Source organism: Streptomyces sp. ATCC 21386 (assembly GCF_018728545.1).
In the GTDB taxonomy this organism is placed as follows: domain Bacteria; phylum Actinomycetota; class Actinomycetes; order Streptomycetales; family Streptomycetaceae; genus Streptomyces.
Genome location: NZ_JAAVVL010000001.1, coordinates 868,639 through 888,408, shown reverse-complemented (window position 1 = coordinate 888,408; position 19,770 = coordinate 868,639). Strand labels below are relative to the sequence as shown.

At 71.6% G+C, this 19,770-nt stretch carries 20 protein-coding genes and 1 tRNA gene; 5 read left to right on the top strand and 16 right to left on the bottom strand.

The window, feature by feature from the left end; translation table 11 throughout:
- Window positions 1-44 precede the first annotated feature (44 nt).
- A complete protein-coding gene (locus tag GWK25_RS03900; protein ID WP_251828702.1) occupies window positions 45-1,133 on the bottom strand; it encodes a hypothetical protein in 1,089 nt (362 codons plus the stop codon).
- Window positions 1,134-1,254: 121 nt separating this feature from the next.
- On the opposite strand from GWK25_RS03900, the gene GWK25_RS03895 reads away from it, so the two are divergent.
- Entirely contained in the window at window positions 1,255-1,911 is a 657-nt protein-coding gene (locus GWK25_RS03895) for an SDR family oxidoreductase (RefSeq protein ID WP_215448506.1), read from the top strand.
- A gap of 86 nt (window positions 1,912-1,997) precedes the next feature.
- Here the strand turns inward: GWK25_RS03895 and GWK25_RS03890 are convergent, their stop codons facing one another.
- The gene (locus GWK25_RS03890) at window positions 1,998-2,204 is read right to left on the bottom strand and encodes a hypothetical protein (RefSeq protein ID WP_086803756.1); all 207 of its coding nucleotides are present in this window, start codon (window positions 2,202-2,204) and stop codon (window positions 1,998-2,000) included.
- 112 nt (window positions 2,205-2,316) lie between these two features.
- Window positions 2,317-2,398, bottom strand: a tRNA-Tyr gene (locus tag GWK25_RS03885).
- A 166-nt stretch (window positions 2,399-2,564) separates the two neighbouring features.
- Here GWK25_RS03885 and GWK25_RS03880 point away from each other — a divergent pair.
- On the top strand, window positions 2,565-3,053 hold the full coding sequence (locus tag GWK25_RS03880) for a YajQ family cyclic di-GMP-binding protein (protein ID WP_215448505.1): 489 nt from the start codon (window positions 2,565-2,567) through the stop codon (window positions 3,051-3,053).
- A gap of 148 nt (window positions 3,054-3,201) precedes the next feature.
- On the opposite strand, the gene GWK25_RS03875 is transcribed toward GWK25_RS03880, so the two are convergent.
- Window positions 3,202-3,468, bottom strand: a complete 267-nt coding sequence (locus GWK25_RS03875; protein ID WP_215448504.1) for a GlsB/YeaQ/YmgE family stress response membrane protein — start codon at window positions 3,466-3,468, stop codon at window positions 3,202-3,204.
- 171 nt (window positions 3,469-3,639) lie between these two features.
- Here GWK25_RS03875 and GWK25_RS03870 point away from each other — a divergent pair, with 171 nt between their 5' ends.
- Complete coding sequence (locus GWK25_RS03870; protein WP_215448503.1) at window positions 3,640-4,881, top strand: APC family permease; 1,242 nt, start codon at window positions 3,640-3,642, stop codon at window positions 4,879-4,881.
- 27 nt (window positions 4,882-4,908) lie between these two features.
- Here GWK25_RS03870 and GWK25_RS03865 read toward each other — a convergent pair whose 3' ends face one another.
- The 12 genes from GWK25_RS03865 to GWK25_RS03810 form a co-directional block, all read right to left on the bottom strand.
- A complete protein-coding gene (locus tag GWK25_RS03865) occupies window positions 4,909-5,307 on the bottom strand; it encodes a YccF domain-containing protein (protein ID WP_215448502.1) in 399 nt (132 codons plus the stop codon).
- Window positions 5,304-6,167 (bottom strand): zinc metalloprotease HtpX, encoded by an 864-nt coding sequence (gene htpX / locus GWK25_RS03860; RefSeq protein ID WP_215448501.1) that lies wholly within the window; start codon window positions 6,165-6,167, stop codon window positions 5,304-5,306. The genes GWK25_RS03865 and htpX overlap by 4 nt, the downstream gene beginning before the upstream one ends.
- 222 nt (window positions 6,168-6,389) lie before the next feature.
- Window positions 6,390-7,970, bottom strand: coding sequence for an NADH-quinone oxidoreductase subunit N (locus GWK25_RS03855; RefSeq protein WP_374200590.1), 1,581 nt, complete (start codon window positions 7,968-7,970; stop codon window positions 6,390-6,392).
- A complete protein-coding gene (locus tag GWK25_RS03850) occupies window positions 7,967-9,598 on the bottom strand; it encodes a NuoM family protein (RefSeq protein WP_215448500.1) in 1,632 nt (543 codons plus the stop codon). The genes GWK25_RS03855 and GWK25_RS03850 overlap by 4 nt, the downstream gene beginning before the upstream one ends.
- A 6-nt stretch (window positions 9,599-9,604) precedes the next feature.
- Entirely contained in the window at window positions 9,605-11,611 is a 2,007-nt protein-coding gene (locus GWK25_RS03845; RefSeq protein WP_215448499.1) for an NADH-quinone oxidoreductase subunit L, read from the bottom strand.
- Window positions 11,608-12,030, bottom strand: coding sequence for an NADH-quinone oxidoreductase subunit NuoK (nuoK, locus tag GWK25_RS03840; RefSeq protein ID WP_215448498.1), 423 nt, complete (start codon window positions 12,028-12,030; stop codon window positions 11,608-11,610). The genes GWK25_RS03845 and nuoK overlap by 4 nt, the downstream gene beginning before the upstream one ends.
- Complete coding sequence (locus GWK25_RS03835) at window positions 12,030-12,665, bottom strand: NADH-quinone oxidoreductase subunit J (RefSeq protein WP_215448497.1); 636 nt, start codon at window positions 12,663-12,665, stop codon at window positions 12,030-12,032. Before GWK25_RS03835 ends, nuoK begins: the two co-directional genes overlap by 1 nt.
- The gene (locus tag GWK25_RS03830) at window positions 12,662-13,222 is read right to left on the bottom strand and encodes an NADH-quinone oxidoreductase subunit I (protein ID WP_215448496.1); all 561 of its coding nucleotides are present in this window, start codon (window positions 13,220-13,222) and stop codon (window positions 12,662-12,664) included. The genes GWK25_RS03835 and GWK25_RS03830 overlap by 4 nt, the downstream gene beginning before the upstream one ends.
- Window positions 13,223-13,224: 2 nt before the next feature.
- Window positions 13,225-14,193 (bottom strand): complex I subunit 1 family protein, encoded by a 969-nt coding sequence (locus tag GWK25_RS03825; protein WP_215448495.1) that lies wholly within the window; start codon window positions 14,191-14,193, stop codon window positions 13,225-13,227.
- Entirely contained in the window at window positions 14,190-15,569 is a 1,380-nt protein-coding gene (locus GWK25_RS03820) for an NADH-quinone oxidoreductase subunit C (RefSeq protein WP_215448494.1), read from the bottom strand. Before GWK25_RS03820 ends, GWK25_RS03825 begins: the two co-directional genes overlap by 4 nt.
- Window positions 15,566-16,240 carry an NADH-quinone oxidoreductase subunit B gene (locus GWK25_RS03815; RefSeq protein WP_215448493.1) on the bottom strand — a complete coding sequence of 225 codons (675 nt, stop codon included), beginning with the start codon at window positions 16,238-16,240 and terminating at the stop codon, window positions 15,566-15,568. Before GWK25_RS03815 ends, GWK25_RS03820 begins: the two co-directional genes overlap by 4 nt.
- On the bottom strand, window positions 16,231-16,650 hold the full coding sequence (locus GWK25_RS03810; RefSeq protein ID WP_215448492.1) for an NADH-quinone oxidoreductase subunit A: 420 nt from the start codon (window positions 16,648-16,650) through the stop codon (window positions 16,231-16,233). Before GWK25_RS03810 ends, GWK25_RS03815 begins: the two co-directional genes overlap by 10 nt.
- Window positions 16,651-16,914: 264 nt before the next feature.
- Between GWK25_RS03810 and GWK25_RS03805 the strand changes: the two genes are divergently transcribed.
- Window positions 16,915-18,141 (top strand): sensor domain-containing protein, encoded by a 1,227-nt coding sequence (locus GWK25_RS03805; RefSeq protein ID WP_215448491.1) that lies wholly within the window; start codon window positions 16,915-16,917, stop codon window positions 18,139-18,141.
- 267 nt (window positions 18,142-18,408) lie between these two features.
- A complete protein-coding gene (locus GWK25_RS03800) occupies window positions 18,409-19,740 on the top strand; it encodes a sensor histidine kinase (RefSeq protein ID WP_215457187.1) in 1,332 nt (443 codons plus the stop codon).
- The last annotated feature ends 30 nt before the right edge of the window (window positions 19,741-19,770 follow it).

Genomic DNA, 19,770 nt, shown 5'->3' with positions numbered 1-19,770 from the left:
TGCTCCACGCGCGCGTGCCCGGTCCGGAGAGGGGCCTGTGTCGGTCAGACGGCGAACATCCCGCTGCCCAGCGGGCCGCCGAACTCCTCGACCGGGATCTCGGACGCGCCCTTGGGGGCGCTGATGTCGCCGGCCTTGCCGAAGGTGAGAACGAGCGGGGCCTTGACGCCCTTCGCGTCGTCGGCGAGGACCGCGAGGTCGGTCTCGATGCGGGTGAGGTCACCGTTCTTGAGGGTGAAGTCCACCGCGACCTTCTTGTTCGGGGCGTCCTTCATGTCCTCGCCCGTGGGGAGTTCGGCGCCCGGCGGGAGGTCGCCCTCGATGGGCTGGAGCTTGTCGACGATCCCGGTGAGCAGGTCGCGGAAGTTGGCCTTGGCGGTGATGACCTCGGCGCCGTCCTCACCGTTCTTGGTCTTGAAGTCGACCTCGCGGGCGACGACTCCGCGGACGGCGGAGAGGATCTTCTTCTGGGTCTTGGCGTCGAGTTCGTCGGAGCCGCCCGAGCCGGAGCCGGCGCCCGCGTCCTCGGCGGCGTCCTGCAGGTCGGCCGTGTTGACCTTGACCCAGTCACCCTCCAGGAGCGGCCGCATGTGCTGCTCCTCCTCGGGGAGTTCGTCGAGCTCGTCGGCCGTCGGGAAGGGCATGCCCATGGCGTCGCCCATGGCCCGCATGTCGGCGCGGTAGTACGTGTAGTCGCCGACGAGGCGGTACTCGGCGAACACGCCCTCCTCGCCCGAGATCTTCATGCCCATGCCGGTGACGTCCTTCTCACCGGACGCGGCGAGCGGCTTCTTGGAGGTGACCGACACGTCGACGCGCAGCCCGGTGAAGAACTCCGCCATCTCCGGCGGCACTTCCTCGCTGTCCTCGCCCATCAGCGCGACGAGGTCGTCCGGGTCGGCGTCGAGCCGGATCCCGAAGGCCAGCGACTTCTGCTCGCCCAGCCGTTCGACGGCGTTGTCGACCTTCTGGCCCGCGGTCAGGTTCTGCACGGTCCCGCAGGCGGCCACCGTGACGAGGACGGCCGCGGCGCAGCCGACCCCGGTGAAGGCCCGGCGGGCCACGGGCGCCCCCGCGACGGATGCGCGCTTCATGGACGTACGTACGACGGTCGTGGACATGGCGTTACGCATGACGGTGATGGGTCCCCCCGTGAATTCCGGTGCTCGCCGGTACGGCGAACATGGTTGAGACACTCGGGACGGCCCGATGGTTGCGCGGCAAACGCGTCGGGTCGGGCGTACGGTCGGAAACATGCGCATTGTCATCGCTGGAGGTCATGGTCAGATCGCGCTGCGGCTGGAGCGGTTGCTCGCTGCGCGTGGTGAGGAGGTCGCGGGGATCATCCGCCGCCCAGAACAGTCGGACGATCTGCGCGCGGCCGGTGCCGAACCGGTGCTGTGCGATCTGGAGTCGGCGTCGGTGGAGGAGGTCGCCGCGCACCTGCAGGGCGCCGACGCGGCCGTGTTCGCGGCGGGCGCGGGTCCGGGCAGTGGAACGGCACGCAAGGACACGGTCGACCGCGGGGCGGCGGTCCTGTTCGCGGACGCCGCGGTGCGCACGCGCGTACGACGTCACCTGGTCGTCTCGTCCATGGGGGCGGATCCGGGCCACGAGGGCGACGACGTCTTCGACGCGTACCTGCGGGCCAAGGGGCAGGCCGACGCGTATGTGCGCGGCCTGGACGCGCTGGACTGGACGATCCTGCGGCCCGGCATGCTGACCGACGACGCCGGCACGGGTCTTGTACGCCTGGAGGCGTCCACCGGGCGCGGTCCGGTCCCCCGTGACGACGTGGCCGCGACGCTCTTCGAACTCCTCGACACCCCTGCGACGGCCGGTCTCACCCTGGAGCTGATCAGCGGTTCGACACCGGTGTCGGTGGCGGTGAAGTCGGTGGCGGGCAACTGAGGGGGCGGGCGCTTGCGGGGGCGGGCAATTACGGGGGCGGGGCACCCGGGCCGGCCGCTGACTGCCCCCTGGAGCCACCCCTGGAGTCAGAAGAGGGGCAGTTGGCCGGGGAACTCGGGGACGACGAAACCGTCGAGCGCGGGCTGGGCCGCCCCGATCTGGGCCGGCCTGCGCGACCCGGGACACGACACGAGTTCCCCGCTCGCCCCCGGCGGATCGTGCCGCGCGAACCGCCCCGCCACGACGGCGATCTCACGACGGCACTCGGGGCAGTTCCTGCGACGCGATGACATGCAGTCAGTGTGCCTGGCCGCCGGATGCCCTGACCGGATCCGCACGCACCGCGCACACGAAGAAGCCCCTCCCGAAACTGCTCTCACAGTCCGGAAGGGGCTTCCCTCCACGTGGCGGCGCCAGGATTCGAACCTGGGTAGGCTAAGCCGACGGATTTACAGTCCGCTCCCATTGGCCACTCGGGCACACCGCCTGGGATTCGTCGTCCTTCGAACCGCTTTTCGGCGGCGCTCCGTGGCGACGTCGTAAACGATACCTGATGCTCGGGGGTGCTTCGCCACCTGATTGATCAGTGCGCGCGGGGGCGGGGTGGCTAGGCTTGTCGCCTCCCGTTTCACCGATACAAGGAGCCACAGGACATGGCCGACTCCAGTTTCGACATCGTCTCGAAGGTCGAGCGGCAGGAGGTCGACAACGCCCTCAACCAGGCCGCCAAGGAGATCTCCCAGCGCTACGACTTCAAGGGCGTCGGCGCCTCGATCTCGTGGTCCGGCGAGAAGATCCTCATGGAGGCGAACTCCGAGGACCGGGTGAAGGCCATCCTCGACGTCTTCCAGTCCAAGCTGATCAAGCGCGGGATCTCCCTGAAGTCGCTGGACGCGGGTGAGCCCCAGCTGTCCGGCAAGGAGTACAAGATCTTCGCGTCGATCGAGGAAGGCATCTCCCAGGAGAACGCCAAGAAGGTGGCGAAGATCATTCGCGACGAGGGTCCCAAGGGCGTCAAGGCCCAGGTCCAGGGTGACGAGCTCCGCGTCAGCTCCAAGAGCCGCGATGACCTCCAGGCCGTGATCGCCCTGCTCAAGGGCAAGGACTTCGATTTCGCGGTGCAGTTCGTCAACTACCGGTGACGAACGGCGGGGAGCGCCCGTAGGAGCGATTCCCGCCTCGGTGCTTCCGTGCGCAGGAACGTACGAGCGCACGAGCGTACAAGGAAGGGTGGGCAGCACGGTTCGCCGTGCTGCCCACCCTTTCGTGTGTCCCGGCGTGGCCGCGCGGTCAGCGGCGGGAGTGGCCGAACAGGATGCGGTAGGCGATCAGCAGGACCAGGGAACCGCCGATCGCCGCCGCCCAGGTGGGGCCGTCGTAGAAGTTCTCGGAGATCGGGTGGTCCAGCCAGCGGGCGGAGATCCAGCCGCCGATGAAGGCGCCCGCGACGCCGATGAGGGTCGTGCCGATGAAGCCGCCCGGGTCGCGGCCCGGCAGCAGGAGCTTGGCGATGGCTCCGGCCAACAGCCCCAGGACGATCCAGCCGATGATGCTCATGCCGTGCACCTGCCCTTTCGTGCCGTACCCGTGCGGTACCCGTGCTGTGTTTCCCCCCACAGCGGACAGCGGCCGGGTTCCCGGCCGTACCTCGCGTCTGTCCAGCCCCTGTTGTCCGGGAGGACGCCTGCCCGACATCCGGTGGTTGCACCGGTCAGTAGGGTGCGGCACATGACACAGGCCGGATCGGGCGCCGAGCTGCGCCGCACGCTCGGCGTCGGGGACGCGGTGATCGTCGGGCTCGGGACGATGGTCGGCGCCGGGATCTTCGCCGCGCTGGGGCCGGCGGCGCGCGCCGCCGGGTCGGGGCTGCTGCTCGGGCTCGGGATCGCGGCGGTGGTCGCGTACTGCAACGCCATGTCGTCGGCGCGACTGGCGGCCCTGTACCCGGAGTCGGGCGGCACCTATGTGTACGGGCGTGAGCGGCTCGGGGAGTTCTGGGGGTACCTGGCCGGCTGGGCGTTCGTCGTCGGCAAGACGGCCTCGTGCGCGGCGATGGCGCTGACCGTGGGCGCGTACGTGTGGCCGGGGCAGGCGCACGCCGTCGCGGTGGCGGCCGTGGTGGCGCTGACGGCCGTGAACTACGGCGGTGTGCAGAAGTCGGCCTGGCTGACGCGGGCGATCGTGGCCGTGGTGCTGGCGGTCCTCGCCGCCGTGGTGGTCGTGTGCCTGGGCTCCGGCGAGGCCGACGCCGGGCGGCTGGACATCGGGACGTCGGGGGGCCTGGGCGGCGTGCTCCAGGCGGCCGGGCTGCTGTTCTTCGCCTTCGCCGGGTACGCCCGGATCGCGACCCTGGGTGAGGAGGTACGGGATCCGGCGCGCACCATCCCGCGCGCGATCCCGCTCGCGCTGGGCATCGCGCTGGTCGTGTACGCGGCCGTGGCGGTCGCCGCGCTCGCCGTGCTGGGCTCCGGTGGGCTGGGGCGGGCCTCGGCTCCGCTGGCCGACGCGGTGCGGGCGGCAGGGGTGCCGGGGCTGGTGCCCGTGGTGCGCGTGGGGGCCGCCGTGGCCGCGCTCGGGTCGCTGCTGGCGCTCATTCTGGGGGTCTCCCGCACGACCCTCGCGATGGCCCGGGACCGGCACCTGCCCGGGGCGCTCGCCGCCGTGCACCCCCGTTTCCAGGTGCCGCACCGGGCCGAGCTGGCCGTCGGGGCCGTGGTCGCGGTGCTGGCCGCCACGGTCGACGTACGGGGCGCGATCGGGTTCTCGTCCTTCGGGGTCCTCGCGTACTACGCGGTCGCCAACGCGTCCGCCTGGACGCTGAGTTCGGCGCCCCGGTCCCGGGTGGTGCCGGTGGTCGGACTCGTCGGATGCGCCGTGCTGGCGTTCTCGCTGCCCTCGTCGTCGGTGGCCGTGGGCGCGGTCGTGCTGGGCGTGGGGGCGGCCGTGTACGGCCTGCGGCGGCGCCGCTGAGGCGTGCGTACGGGCCGCCCCGTCACGTCACCAGCGCTGCTGGGCGAACGGCTGGTCGGAGCGGACGATCTCGCGGCCCAGGGGCATCAGCGAGACCGGGACGAGCTTGAAGTTGGCGATGCCGAAGGGGATGCCGATGATCGTCACGCACAGGACGAGGCCGGTGACGATGTGGGTCAGCGCCAGCCACCAGCCCGCCAGGAGCAGCCACAGGATGTTGCCCAGACAGGAGGGCGCGCCCGCGTCACGCCGCTCCACGGCGCTGTACCCGAAGGGCCACAGGGCGTAGATCCCGATCCGGAACGACGCGATGCCGAACGGGATACCGATGATGGTGATGCACAGAAGCAACCCTGCGAACAGGTAGCCGAGGAAGAGCCAGAAGCCGCTGAGGATCAGCCAGATGATGTTCAGTACGGTCTTCACTGCGGGGGACCTGCCATCTTCTCGAGTCGGGCGATGCGTTCCGCCATGGGCGGGTGTGTCGAGAACATCTTGGAGAATCCCCGGCCCGGCCGGAAGGGGTTCGCGATCATCATGTGGCTCGCGGTCTCGATCCGGGGCTCGGGGGGCAGCGGGAGCTGCTTGGTACCCGTTTCCAGTTTGCGAAGGGCACTGGCGAGAGCAAGGGGATCACCGGTGAGCTGGGCGCCGGAGGCGTCCGCCTCGTACTCGCGGGAGCGGCTGATCGCGAGCTGGATGAGGGATGCGGCGAGCGGCCCCAGGATCATGATCAGCAGCATGCCGAGGAGGCCGGGGCCGTCGTCGTCGTCCGAGCGGCCGATGGGGATCAGCCAGGCGAAGTTGACCAGGAACATGATCACGGAGGCGAGGGCGCCGGCGACCGACGAGATGAGGATGTCGCGGTTGTAGACGTGGCTCAGCTCGTGGCCGATGACACCGCGCAGCTCTCGCTCGTCGAGCAGGCGGAGGATGCCGTCGGTGCAGCACACGGCCGCGTTGCGCGGGTTGCGGCCGGTCGCGAACGCGTTGGGGGCGTCCGTCGGGGAGATGTACAGGCGCGGCATCGGCTGGCGTGCCTGCATGGAGAGCTCGCGGACCATGCGGTAGAGCGCCGGGGCCTCGAACTCGCTGACCGGGCGGGCGCGCATTGCGCGTAGAGCGAGCTTGCCGCTGTTCCAGTACGCGTACGCGTTCGTGCCGAGGGCGACGACGATCGCGATGATCAGGCCCGTACGGCCGAAGAGGCTTCCGATGACGATGATGAGTGCGGACAGTCCCCCGAGGAGAACGGCGGTCCTGAGCCCGTTGTGCCGGCGGTGCACGGTACGCCCTCCAGATCGTGCGGCAGGGGAACCCTTTGCTCGCTGTAGCTGTTGATTCCACTTCTCAGTGGACCCTCCCGAACTGGTCAACGCCAGGCGGGGATGACGAGTTCCCTGGTGCGCGTGGCCCGGCCGGTGGGCCGGGCGGGTGAGGGCGTGGCCGCCGCCTCGCCGGGGGCGCCGAGGGGCCGAGGCTTCGGCGAGGGCGGGGCGGCGGCTTCGTCAGAAGAGGCCGATGTCGGCGAAGCGCAGGACGAGCTGGGGTGCGCCGGACAGGGCGATGCCGACGATTCCGGTGAGGGCGAGGGCCAGGGTGAGCGGGGCGGGGACGCGGTGCGGTCGGGGCGCGGCCGCGGTGTCGCCCTCGGGGGCGCGGAACAGCAGCGCCGTCCACTGGAGGTAGTAGAAGAGCGCGATCACCACGTTGACGGCCATCACGACGGTGAGCCAGCCGAGGCCGGCGTCGACGGCCGCCGAGAAGACGGTGACCTTGGCGAACAGGCCGATGACGCCCGGCGGCAGTCCGGCGAGACAGAGCAGGAAGAAGGCCAGGAGCAGGGCGGACAGGGGGCTCGACGCGTACAGGCCCCGGTAGTCGCTGAGCCGGTTCAGGGACTTCGTGCGGCCGACGAGGGCGGCCACGGCGAAGGCGCCGAGGTTCACGGCGGCGTACATCAGGGCGTAGGCGACGGTGGAGCCGACCGCCTTCTCGGCGTCGGCGGTGTCGTCGGCGTAGGCGGCCGCCGCGATCGGGACGAGGAGGTAGCCGGCCTGGCCGACGGAGGACCAGGCGAGCAGCCGGACCGCGCTGTACGCGCGCGTGGCGCCCTGTCTCAGGGCGCCGAGGTTGCCGACGGTCATGGTGAGGGCGGCCAGCACGGCGAGGGCGGGGCCCCAGACGTCGGCGTACGACGGGAGGGCGACCACGGTGACGAGGATGAGGCCGGAGAAGCCGACCGCCTTGCCGACCACGGAGAGGTAGGCGGCGACGGGCAGGGGGGCGCCCACGTAGGTGTCGGGGACCCAGAAGTGGAAGGGGACGGCGGCCGTCTTGAAGGCGAAGCCGATGAGGGTGAGGACGACGCCGGCCTGGGTGAGGGTGTGCAGCTGGCCGTCGACGTTCTCGACGCGGTCGGCGATCTGGGTGAGGTAGAGGGTGCCTGTCGTGGCGTAGACGAAGCTGATGCCCAGGAGGCTGACGGCGGTCGCGGTGACGGACGACAGGAAGAACTTCAGGGCCGCCTCGGAGGACCGTCGGTCGCCGTGCCGGATGCCGACGAGGGCGAAGGCGGGCAGGGAGGCGACCTCCAGGGCGACGACGAGGGTCGCGAGGTCGCGGGCGGCGGGCAGGAGGGCGGCTCCGGCGGCGGATGACAGCAGCAGGAACCAGAACTCCCCTTCGGGGAGGTTCTTCCGGTCGTCCTTGAGGGCCGTCATGGACAGCAGGGCGGCGAGGAGGGCGCCGCCGAGGACGAGGAACTGGATGACGAGGGTGAACCGGTCGGCGGTGTAGCTGCAGACGTCCGGGTCGCCGGTCAGGCAGAAGGTGGCGCGGTCGGCGTCCAGGAGGGGCAGCAGGGCCAGCAGGGAGACGGCGAGGCCCGTGACGGAGACCCAGCCGAGCAGGGCCTTCCTGCGGTCGTCCGTGAAGAGGTCGGCGACGAGCACGGCGAGGCCGACGACCGCGGCGACGGTGGGCGGCGCGATCGCGAGCCAGTCCACGGACTGGACGACCGACTCGGCCAGGGTCTGGGCGGCCTGGGCGGACTCGGCGTGGACCGGCGGCTGGGCCAAGGGGCTCAACGGGTGCCTCCTGCGAGGAGCTGCTGCACGGCCGGGTCGGTCAGACCGAGGAGGGCCGCGGGCCAGAGGCCGGCGAGGACGGTGAGGGCCACGAGCGGGGTCCAGGCCGCGAACTCGTACGTCTGTACGTCCGCGAGGGCGTACGTCGATTCGTCCGTGCGGTGTGGTCCCTCCCCCGGTCCCTTCGGGACGGCGCCCATGCACACGCGGCGGACCACGATCAGCAGGTAGGCGGCGGTGAGGAGCGTGCCGAACGCGGCGATCGTCATGAAGGTGAGGAAGGCCGGGCGGCTGAGGCCCTCGGCGGGTTCGAACGCGCCGAACAGGGCCAGCATCTCGCCCCAGAACCCGGCGAGTCCGGGCAGGCCCAGGGACGCGACGGCGGCGAAGGCGAGGAGCCCGCCGAGGCGGGGGGCCCTGCCGTAGAGGGCGGCGCCGGTCTCCTGCGCGAGGGTGTCGAGGTCGGTGGTGCCGGTGCGGTCCTTCAGGGCGCCGACCAGGAAGAAGAGCAGGCCGGTGATGAGGCCGTGGGCGATGTTGGCGAAGAGCGCGCCGTTCACGCCGGTCGGGGTCATCGTGGCGATGCCGAGGAGCACGAAGCCCATGTGGCCCACGGAGGAGTACGCGATCAGGCGCTTGAGGTCGCCCTTGGCGCCCTGTCGGGCGAGCGCGAGGCAGGCGAGGGAGCCGTAGATGATGCCGACGACCGCGAAGGCGGCGAGGTACGGCGCGAAGGTGCGGAACCCGTCGGGGGTGATCGGCAGCAGGATGCGCACGAACCCGTACGTGCCCATCTTCAGCAGGACGCCGGCCAGCAGGACCGAACCGACGGTCGGGGCGGCGGTGTGGGCGTCCGGCAGCCAGCTGTGCAGGGGCCACATCGGGGTCTTGACCGCGAGCCCGATCCCGATCGACAAAGCGGCGATGACCTGCACGGACGTGGTCAGTTCGGGGTGACTGTCAGTGGCGAGTGCCACCATGTCGAATGTGCCCGCCTTGATTCCGATCAGGAGCAGGCCCAGCAGCATGACCACGGAACCGAGCAGGGTGTAGAGGATGAACTTCCAAGCGGCTTGCGTGCGTTGTTCACCGCCCCAGCGGGCGATGAGGAAGTACATCGGGATGAGCACCATCTCGAACGCGAGGAAGAACAGCAGCAGGTCGAGGACGGCGAAGGTGGCGAGGGTGCCGGACTCCAGGACGAGCAGGAGAGCGACGAACGCCTTCGGGGAGGGCCCCGTGGCCCGCGGCGTCAGCCGCTGATGTTGCTGCTTGAAGTAGGAGTAGAGCGCGCAGAGGAAGGTCAGCAGCGCGGTCAGGACCAGGAGGGGGAGGGAGATGCCGTCGATGCCGAGGTGGATGCGCACGTCGAGTGCCGGGATCCAGCTGATGTCCGTGCTGGCCTGCATCTTCGACGGCTGGTCGTGGTCGAAGCCGAGCGCGAGGACGATCGCGGCGATGAGGACCACGCCGGTCACGGTGATCCCGTGGCGCAGCACTGCCTGCTCGGGTGACTTCCCCTTCAGTCCGGGCGGGGCCGGCAGGAGAGCGGCGGCGGCGCCGAGGAGCGGGCCGACGACGATCAACGCCAGAAGGACCTGCATCACGGACTCGTTGATATCGATCACGCCTGCTCACGCTCCCGTGGCGACGACGAGGGCGGCGACCACCAGGACGACGGTGCCGGCGAGCAGCGCGCTCACATAGGTCTGGACGTTGCCGGTCTGGGCCTTGCGGACGGCCGCGCCCAGCAGGCGGGGCAGGGCGCCCGCGCCGCTCACATAGGTGTCGACGACCTCGCGGTCGAGGAACCGGACGAGGCTCGCGCCGGACCGGACCGGGCGGACGAAGAGTGCCGAGTACACGGCGTCGAGGTGGAAGCCGACGGCGGCGTGGCGGTGCAGCGGGCCTAGCAGGAGGCGGCCCGGGTCGGCCGGATCGGGTGCCGAGGCCACGTCCCCGTAGGCGGGGGTGTGGCTGGCGATGGCCTCCGCCTCGACGGTGCCGGCGTCCGCGTCGGGGTGGGCCGCGACCGCCCCCAGCGGCGGGTGGGCCACCGCCGTGGTGTACCGCCAGGCCGCGTACATCGCCAGGGCGCCGATCAGGGCGGCGCCCGTGCCGAGGACGGACGTGGCCAGGGTGGGAGCCAGGTCGTCGCCGTCGAACCAGTCGGGGAGCCTGCCGTAGGCGAGTCCGCCGAGGGCGAGGGACGGGACTGCCAGCACCCACAGCACCACGGTCATCGCGCGGGGCTGACGGCCGTGGTCGGGGGCCTCGGTGCCCTGGCCGCGGAAGGCGAGCAGCCACAGTCGGGCGGCGTACGCGGCGGTGAGCAGGGCCGTGAGGACACCGGCGACCAGGACGGTCCAGCCGGCGGCGGCCGGGACGTGCTCGACTGGGCCCGTGAGGGTGTGGCCGGTGGCGGCGTGCTCGGCGGCTCCGAGGACGGACTCCTTGGAGAAGAAGCCGCTGAAGGGCGGGATCGCGGCGAGGGCGAGCAGCGCCACGGTCATCGTCCAGAAGGCGTCGGGGACTCGGGCGCGCAGGTGGCTCATGCGGGACATGGCGGCCAGGGAGTTGGTGCCGGACGCGTGGATGATCACGCCAGCGGCGAGGAACAGCAGCGCCTTGAAGGCGCCGTGCGAGAGGAGGTGGAAGACGGCGGCGCCGCGGTCGCCGACGGCGAGGGCGCCGGTCATGTAGCCGAGCTGGCCGATCGTCGAATAGGCGAGGACTCGCTTGATGTCGTCCTGGGCGAGGGCGGCGAGCCCCGAGCCGGCCATGGTGAGCGCGGCCATGACGGCGAGGACGACCAGGGCGGCCGAGGAGGCGGCGAAGACCGGGAGGAGCCGGGCGACGAAGTAGACACCGGCGGCGACCATCGTCGCCGCGTGGATCAGTGCGGAGACGGGCGTGGGGCCCGCCATCGCGTCGGGGAGCCAGGTGTGGAGGGGGAACTGGGCCGACTTGCCGGCGACTCCGGCGAGGAGCAGGAGTGCGACGAGCGTGGGGTGGTCGAGGCCGCCGTCGGCGACGGTGGCGAGGATCCGCGTGATGCGGAACGACCCGGCGTCCGTGGCGAGGGCGAACAGACCGATCAGGAAGGGGACGTCGCCGAGCTTGGTGACCAGGAAGGCCTTCAGGGAGGCGGCGCGGGCCTCCGGGGTCTCCCAGTAGTGGCCGACCAGGAAGTACGAGCAGATGCCCATGATCTCCCAGCCGACCAGGAGCACCATCAGGTCGCCGGAGTAGACGACGAGGAGCATCGCGGAGGTGAAGAGGGAGACGAGGGCGGCGTAGGAGGGGTAGCGCGGGTCGTCGCGGAGGTAGCCGGTCGAGTAGATCTGCACACAGGTGGCGACGAGGCCGACCAGGACGGCGACGAGGGCGGCGAAGCCGTCGATGTGCAGGGCGAGGTCGATCGGGACCGAGCCGGTCGGGGTGAGTTGGGTGGCCGCGTCGAGGGTCCGGTCGCCGCCCTGGCGTACGGCGACGAGGGTGGCCAGGGCGAAGGCCGTCAGGGTGGGCAGCACGGCGAGGGGGCGGACGAAGCCGGGGGCGGTGCGACCGAGGAGCAGGCCGGCGGCGGCGCCGAGGAACGGGAGGAGGGGGACGAGGACGGCGAGGGTGGTCGTGGTCACGCGGTGGCCTCAGCCTTCTCGCTCCGCTCGGGGCGGCCGGGCAGGCCGGGCTCGCGGGTGTCGTCGACGTCGGGGCCGGGAGTTCCGTCGGGGTCGTCGGGGTGCTCGGCGGTGTCGCGGAGCTTGTCGATGTCGGCGGTGCCCCGGTTGCGGTGGACCGCGAGGACGATCGCCAGGCCGATGCCGATCTCGGCGGCGGCGATGGTGATCGTGAACAGGGTCAGGGCCTGGCCGGAGTGCAGGGTCTCCTCGGCGGTCCTGCTGAGCCAGACGTCGAAGGCGACGAGGTTGAGGTTGACCGCGTTGAGCATCAGCTCGACGGACATCAGGACGAGGATCGCGTTGCGGCGGGCGAGGACGCCGTACAGGCCCGTGCAGAAGAGGAGGGCGGAGAGCACGACGGGATAGGCGAGGTGCATCAGCGGGCACCTCCCTCGGCCGAGTCGGCCGACTCGGCCGACTCGGGTCCGGTGGGGGCCTGCGGCTGGGCCTTCTGGGTCCTGGGCGGAGTGGGGGGCGCGGCCGCTTTCGCCTTGCGGGAGAGGACGATCGCGCCGACCAGGGCGGCCAGCAGGAGGACGGAGAGGGCCTCGAAGGGGAGGACCCAGTTCTGGAAGAGGCTCTCGCCGGTGGCCTCGGTGGAGCCGGCGGCCGGGCCGTCCAGGTCGATCCAGGTGGTGCGGAAGGCGTCGACGACGACCCAGACGAGGGCGGAGGCGACGGCCACGGTGAGGGCGGCCCAGCGGTTGCCGGAGTCGGCGTCCGGGGAGCGGCCGATGGGGGCCTTGGTGAGCATCAGTCCGAAGAGGAGGAGGACGACGACGGAACCGACGTAGATGAGGACCTGCACCCAGGCGATGAACTCGGCGGTGAGCAGGAGGTACTCGACGGCGAGCCCGCCGAGCGCCACCACCAGCCAGAGGGCGGCGTGCACCAACTGGCGGGTGGTGACGGAGACGATCGCGGCGCCGAAGGTGACGAGGCCGACGAGCACGAAGGCGATCTCCACACCCGTCGGGGAGAGGAAGCCCTGCGGTGCCTGGGTGAGGGTCATGTGGGTTCTCCCTCGGTGCCGGCCGGCTCGGCCTGGGAGGCCGCCAGTTTCTCGGCGGTCTTACGGGCGGCGGCCAGTTCCTTGGGTTCCTCGGCGGCGGGGTCGAGGGCCGGGGGCGAGGGGACGGTCCACATCCACTCGCGGAGCTTGTCGCGCTCGTGGGTGAGTTCGTGGATGTCGGTCTCCGCGTACTCGAACTCCGGGGACCAGAAGAGGGCGTCGAAGGGGCAGACCTCGATGCAGATACCGCAGTACATGCAGAGGGCGAAGTCGATGGCGAAGCGGTCCAGGACATTGCGGCTGCGCTCGCGGCCGCCCGGGGCGGCGGGCGGGACCGTCTCCTTGTGGGAGTCGATGTAGATGCACCAGTCGGGGCACTCGCGGGCGCACAGCATGCAGACCGTGCAGTTCTCCTCGAAGAGCCCGATGACACCACGGGTGCGGGGCGGCAGCTCCGGCTGGACGTCCGGGTACTGCTCGGTGACGGTCCTGCGGGTCATCGTGCGGAGGGTGACGGCCAGGCCCTTGGCGAGGCCGGAACCAGGAATGGGGGGCATGGCTACTGGATCACCACCTTGACGACGCCGGTGAGGGCGATCTGGGCGAGGGAGAGGGGGACGAGGAGGGTCCAGGAGAGTTTCTGGAGCTGGTCCTCGCGCAGGCGGGGGTAGGTCACGCGGAGCCAGATGACGACGAAGGCGAGGACGGCGGTCTTCAGCAGGGTCCAGACCCAGCCCAGGCCCTCGTCGCCCCACGGGCCGTGCCAGCCGCCGAGGAAGAGGACGGTCGTCAGACCGCACAGGACGACGATGCCGGCGTACTCGGCGAGGAGGAACAGGGCGAAGCGGAGGCCGGTGTACTCGGTGTAGGCACCGAAGATGATCTCGGAGTCGGCGACGGGCATGTCGAAGGGCGGGCGCTGGAGTTCGGCGAGGCCGGCGACGAAGAAGACGATCGCGCCGACGATCTGCCAGGGCAGCCACCACCACTCGAAGGCGTCGACGATGCCGACGAGGGAGACCGTGCCGGCCGCCATCGCGACGGAGGCCGCCGTGAGCAGCATCGGGAGTTCGTAGGCGAGGAGCTGGGCGGCGGTGCGCAGGCCGCCGAGGAGGGAGAACTTGTTGGCGGACGCCCAGCCCGCCATCAGTGAGCCGAGGACGCCAACGCCCATCACGGCGAGGACGAAGAAGACGCCCGCGTCGATGACCTCCCCGACGGCGCCCTCGCCCGGGCCGATCGGGATGGCGAGGAGGACGAGGAGGTACGGGAGGAGGGCGACGGCCGGGGCGAGTTGGAAGACCCGGCGGTCCGCGCCGGCCGGGACGACGTCTTCCTTCTGGGCGAACTTGACGCCGTCGGCGACGAGTTGGGCCCAGCCGTGGAAGCCGCCGGCGTACATGGGGCCGAGGCGGCCCTGCATGTGGGCCATGACCTTGTGCTCGGTCTGACCGATGATCAAGGGGAACGTCAGGAAGACGACGAAGACGATGAGGAGTCGCAGGGCGACGTCCAGAGCGTCGTTCACTGCGCGCCTCCTGTGGGGGGTTCGGGTTCGGGGTCGGGGGTACCGCCGTCAGGGTCGGGTGTGCCTTCGGAGGCGGGTGTGCCTTCGGAGGCTGGCTCGGCGGGGGGCCCGTTGTCGTCGGGGTGGGCCGGGGTCCCGTCGCCGTCGGGGTCGCTGGGCGGCGTGCGCGCGGCTTCGGGCTCGGCACCTGCCTCCGGCGCGGGCTCGGGCGTCGGCTTCGGGCCCGCTTCCGGCTCGGCCTTCGGCTCGGTCTTCGGCTCGGGCGTGGCCTCGGGCTCCGGCTCGGCCTTCGGCTCCGGATCAGGCTGAGGCTTCGGCTCGGTCGGCGGGGTGTCGAAAGCCGGGCGGGCGTGGTGCCAGGGGGCGTCCGGGCTGCCTGCGGTGCGGCGCGGCTGGGGTGAGGCGGCGGGGGTGGCGCGCTGGCTGGCCGAGCCCTGCGACGCGCTGCGGGAGCGGCGCGGGGGCGCGGGTGCGGGCGGGCCGTCCGGGGCGTCCTGGGTCGGGCCGGTGGCCGTCTGGCTCGCTGAGCCTTCCGATGCCGTGCGGGAGCGGCGCGGGGGCGTGGACGTGGGCGGGCCGTCGGGGGTCTCCCGGGTCGGGCCGGTGGCCGTCTGGCTCGCTGAGCCTTCCGATGCCGTGCGGGAGCGGCGCGGGGGCGCGGACGTGGGCGGGCCGGCCGGTGCCTCGGGGGGCGTGGCCTGGCTCGCCGAGCCCTCGGTGACCGAGCGGGTTCGGCGTACCGGGCGGTCGCCGGGGGTGCGGGCCGCCGCGGCTCGGGCGGGGCGGGCCGGGGCCGGGGGGAGTTGGCCCTTGAGGGGGCCCCATTCGTTGGGGTCGGGGACGCCGGGCGGGAGCATCTGGCGGCGCTTCGGGCCTCCGTGTGCCGCGCCCGCCGCGGACTCCCCCGGTTCCTTCGCGCCGGGCCAGGCCTTGGCCACTCGGGCGGCCAGGACGAAGTCCTTGCGGAGGGGGTGGCCCTCGAAGTTCTCCGGGAGGAGGAGGTGGTCCAGGCCGGGGTGGCCCTCGAAGCGGACGCCGAACATCTCGTGCGTCTCGCGTTCGTGCCAGGCCGCGCCGGCGTAGATGTCGACCGCGGACGGCAGGAGCGGCGAAGCGTGGGGAATCGTGGTGCGCAGCAGGAGGCGTCGGACCGGGGCCAGGGCCACCACGTGGGCCGAGACGCGGAAGCCGGTGCCCGGCTCGTCGACCGCGCTCAGCCAGTCGAAGTATGTGCAGCCCAGAGTGGTGCGGGCCGTGCGCAGCGCCTCGGTCCAGGACGCGGGCGGGACGTCCACGGTGAGGACGTCGTACGACTCCTCGGCCGTGGCCTCGGGGCCGAAGAGCTCCTCGACGGGGGTGGGCAGCCAGCCGGTCACTTGTCCCCCGATTCAACCGATTCGACTGATTCAACCGATCCGGCCGATCCGGCCGATCCGGCCTCGGTTGTCGGCGGCTTCACCAGCGCGCTCTGCAGCGCCGCCGTGGAGGGGCGGGGGGCGGTGCCGTAGCGCTCGCCCAGGGATTCGCGGGCGATCTTCTCCTGGAGTTTCAGGATGCCCTGGAGGAGAGCCTCGGGGCGGGGCGGGCAGCCGGGGACGTAGACGTCCACCGGGATGATCTGGTCGACGCCCTTGGTGACGGAGTAGGAGTCCCAGTAGGGGCCACCGCAGTTCGAGCAGGCGCCGAAGGAGATGACGTACTTCGGCTCGGGCATCTGCTCGTAGAGGCGCTTCACGGCCGGGGCCATCTTGTCCGTCACCGTGCCAGAGACGACCATGAGGTCGGCCTGCCGGGGGCCGGGCGCGAACGGGATGACGCCGAGGCGGATGAAGTCGTGGCGGGCCATGGACGCGGCGATGAACTCGATCGCGCAGCAGGCGAGGCCGAAGTTGAAGACCCACAGCGAGTAGCGGCGGCCCCAGTTCAGGATGACCTTCATCGGCTCGGGGGCGAGGCGGGCGAGCGCGCCCAGCCTTTTGGGCTCCGGGAGGAGAACGGGCTGCGCGGCCCCCGGCTCCGGCGGGTTCACTTCTGGCGTCACGTCCATGCCAGGACGCCCTTCTTGTATGCGTAGAGCAGGCCCACGGCGAGGAATCCGAGGAAGACGAACATCTCGACGAGGGTGGTCGCCCCGTAGCCGGGATCGGCGAAGACCGTCGCCCACGGGAAGAGGAAGATCGAGTCGATGGCGAAGATGACGTAGAGGAAGGCGTAGACGTAGTAGCGGACCTGGGTGTGGGCCCAGCCCTCACCGACGGGGTCGACGCCGCACTCGTACGTCAGGAGCTTCTCCCGGGTGGGGACCTCCGGGCGCAGCAGCCGTCCCGCCCCGAAGGCGACGGCCACGAAGAGCACGCCCACGGCGGCGAGCAGTCCGACCACCGAGTAGGACTGGAAGTAGTCCGCCGCGACGGCGACGCTCGGCTGCGCCGCTGCGGCGACGGTCGTTTCCGGCACGTCCGTCCCTCGCTCCCTGGCCTGGCGATACGTACGTACGGGATGCGGACGCCGTACGTACGTCGCTGTTCGACGATCTGTACGCACGGGAGTCTAGGCCCTGCTAAAGAGAGCGTAAGCAGCCCGTCACAGGTCGGCACGCCCGAGTGCCGCCGTGATCGGGCCGGGAGGGGGAGGTATGGGACAGGGTGGGGTTTTCCCCAGGGTGGCCGGGGCGGTCCGCCTCATGGCGCGGGCCGGGAGGCGGCGGGCAGGCTGGTGGGCATGACCGAACCCCTCTCCTCCCCGACCGGCTCCGGGCAGCCGTACGGTCGTCCACTGCCGTCCAGTCAGACGTCCTCGGACCCGCTGCCGCCCGCGCGGTTCGCTTTCGAAGGGCAGACCTGGCGGGAGATCGCGCATCTGCTGGCCAATCTGCCGTTCGCGCTGCTCGGGTTCGTGTATGTGACGACGGTGCTGTTCACCAGCGCGTTCCTGACGTTGACAGTGATCGGCTTTCCGCTGCTCGCCGCCGCGCTGATGGGGGCGAGGCAGCTGGGACGGCTGGAGCGGATGCGGGCGCGGGCGCTGCTGCGGGTGCGGGTGGACGAACCGAGTCCGCTGCCGTTCCGGGGGAACGGGCGGCGGGCGGACGAGGGCCTCTTCGCGCAGGTGTGGATGAGCGTGAAGGATCCGGTCGGCTGGCGGTCGATGCTGTACGAGCTGATCCGGATGCCGTGGGCCGTCACGACGTTCGTCATCACCCTGACGGGGTTGTTCGTGGCGTGGCCGGTGCTGCCGTACATCGTGCGGGGGCTGACGAACGTGGACCGGGTGATGGTGCGGTCGCTGTTGTCGCCGTCCGATGAGCTGGAGCGGCGGATCGCCGAACTGGAGTCCGACCGGGGGGTCGTCGTCGACACGGCCGCGGCCGATCTGCGGCGGATCGAGCGGGATCTGCACGACGGGGCACAGGCCCGGCTGGTGAATCTGGCGATGGGGCTCGGGCTCGCCAAGGAGAAGTTGCTGGAGGATCCCGACGCGGCCGCCACGATGGTGGAGGAGGCGCACGGTGAGGTGAAGCTGGCGCTCCAGGAGCTGCGGGATCTGGCACGGGGGATCCATCCTGCGGTGCTGACCGACCGGGGGCTGGACGCGGCGCTGTCGGCGGTGGCCTCGCGGTGCACGGCGCCGGTGAAGGTGAGCGTGGATCTGGCCGTGCGGCCCGCCGCGGCGATCGAGGGGATCGCGTACTTCACGGTCTCCGAGCTGCTGCAGAACATCAGCAAGCACAGTGGGGCGAAGGCCGCGTCGGTGGATGTGTGGCGGTCCGACGACCGGCTGCTGATCCAGGTGTGGGACGACGGGCACGGGGGTGCGCGGCTCGACGGCGGGAGCGGGATCGCCGGGCTGGCGGAGCGGCTGGACGCGGTGGACGGGTTGTTCGTGATCGAGTCGCCGGTGGGTGGGCCTACGACGGTGACCGCGGAGTTGCCCTGGCGGGGGCGGTAGGTCCACTGCGGGATTGTGAGGGGCGCCTGCTCGGTGTGGGTGCCCCTTCGGCGTGCGCGGGTGCGGGTGCGGGTGCGTGGGGCTTCTCGCGCAGTTTCCCGCGCCCCTGAGAAGCCGGGGCTGCGCCCCATCCTTCCTCAGGGGCGCGGGGGTGGGGAAAACCCCCCTATCGAGACGCCGACCCGCTCCATGGTTCCGGCGGGCGGGGACGAGGAGGGTGGGGGTACGACATCGGGAGTGCGGGATCTGCGGAGGCGGGCGACGGTGATGGCCATGGAGTACCGGGACGAGTACGGGAGTTGGGGCGAGGAGCGGCGGCGTCGGGTGCCGGCCGGGTTGCGGGCGCCGTTCGAGGCGCGCAGCTGGCGGGAGTTCGGGTACGTGCTGCTGGGGCTGCCGATCGGGATCCTGCTCTTCACCTACGCCATCACCATGGTGTCCGTCGGCGCCGGGCTGCTGATCACGTTCCTCGGGGTGCCGGTGCTGGCGGCGGGGCTGGCCGGGTGCCGGGCGTTCGGCGCGCTGGAGCGGGCGCGGGCGCGCGTGCTGCTCGGGGTGGACGTGGACGCGCCGGAGCCGCTGCGGATGCGGGGGCGCGGGGCGATGGCGTGGATGGGCGCGGTGCTGCGCAGCGGGGCGTCATGGCGGCAGCTGTTGTACGCGGTCGTGCAGTTCCCGTGGTCGGTGTTCTCGTTCGGGGTGGCGGTGACCTTCTGGACGTACGGGTGGGCGCTGCTGACGTACCCGCTGTGGTTCTGGGTGTTCCCCGTGTGGGCCGGGCAGGACGGGTTGCAGTTGTACGGGGACGAGACGCACTCCGTGTATCTGAACAACCCGTTCGAGGTGACCGTGACCGCGCTGGTCGGGCTGCTCTTCACGATGGCCACGCCGTGGATCCTGCGGGGTCTGACGATGGTCGACCGGGGCATGGTGGTGACGCTGCTGGGGCCGTCGCGGCTGGGGGCGCGGGTCGTCGAGCTGGAGTCGGACCGGGGGGTCGTCGTCGACACGGCCGCGGCCGATCTGCGGCGGATCGAGCGGGATCTGCACGACGGGGCACAGGCCCGGCTGGTGGCGCTGGCCATGGATCTGGGGCTGGCGAAGGAGAAGCTGGCGGAGGACCCCCGGGCGGCGGCGGTGATGGTCGACTCGGCGCACGGTGAGGTGAAGACCGCGTTGCAGGAGCTGCGGGATCTGGCGCGGGGGATCCATCCTGCGGTGCTGACCGACCGGGGGCTCGACGCGGCGCTGTCCGCGGTGGCCGCGCGGTGTGCGGTGCCGGTGGTGGTGGAGGTGGACCTGCCGGCGCGGCCGGTGCCTGCGATCGAGGGGATCGCGTACTTCACGGTGTCCGAGCTGCTGCAGAACGTCAGCAAGCATGCGGGGGCGTCTCGGGTGACCGTGGATGTGTGGAAGGTCGAGGACCGGCTGATGTTGCAGGTGATCGATGACGGGGTGGGTGGGGCGGATGCGGGGGCGGGGTCCGGGTTGGCGGGGCTCGCGGAGCGGATCGGGGCGGTTGATGGGGTGCTGGTGGTCGACTCGCCGGGCGGGGGGCCGACTCGGGTGACGGCGGAGTTGCCCTGGCGGGCGGCCTGAGGGGGCCCTGCGGGCGGCTGGGGCTGGGGG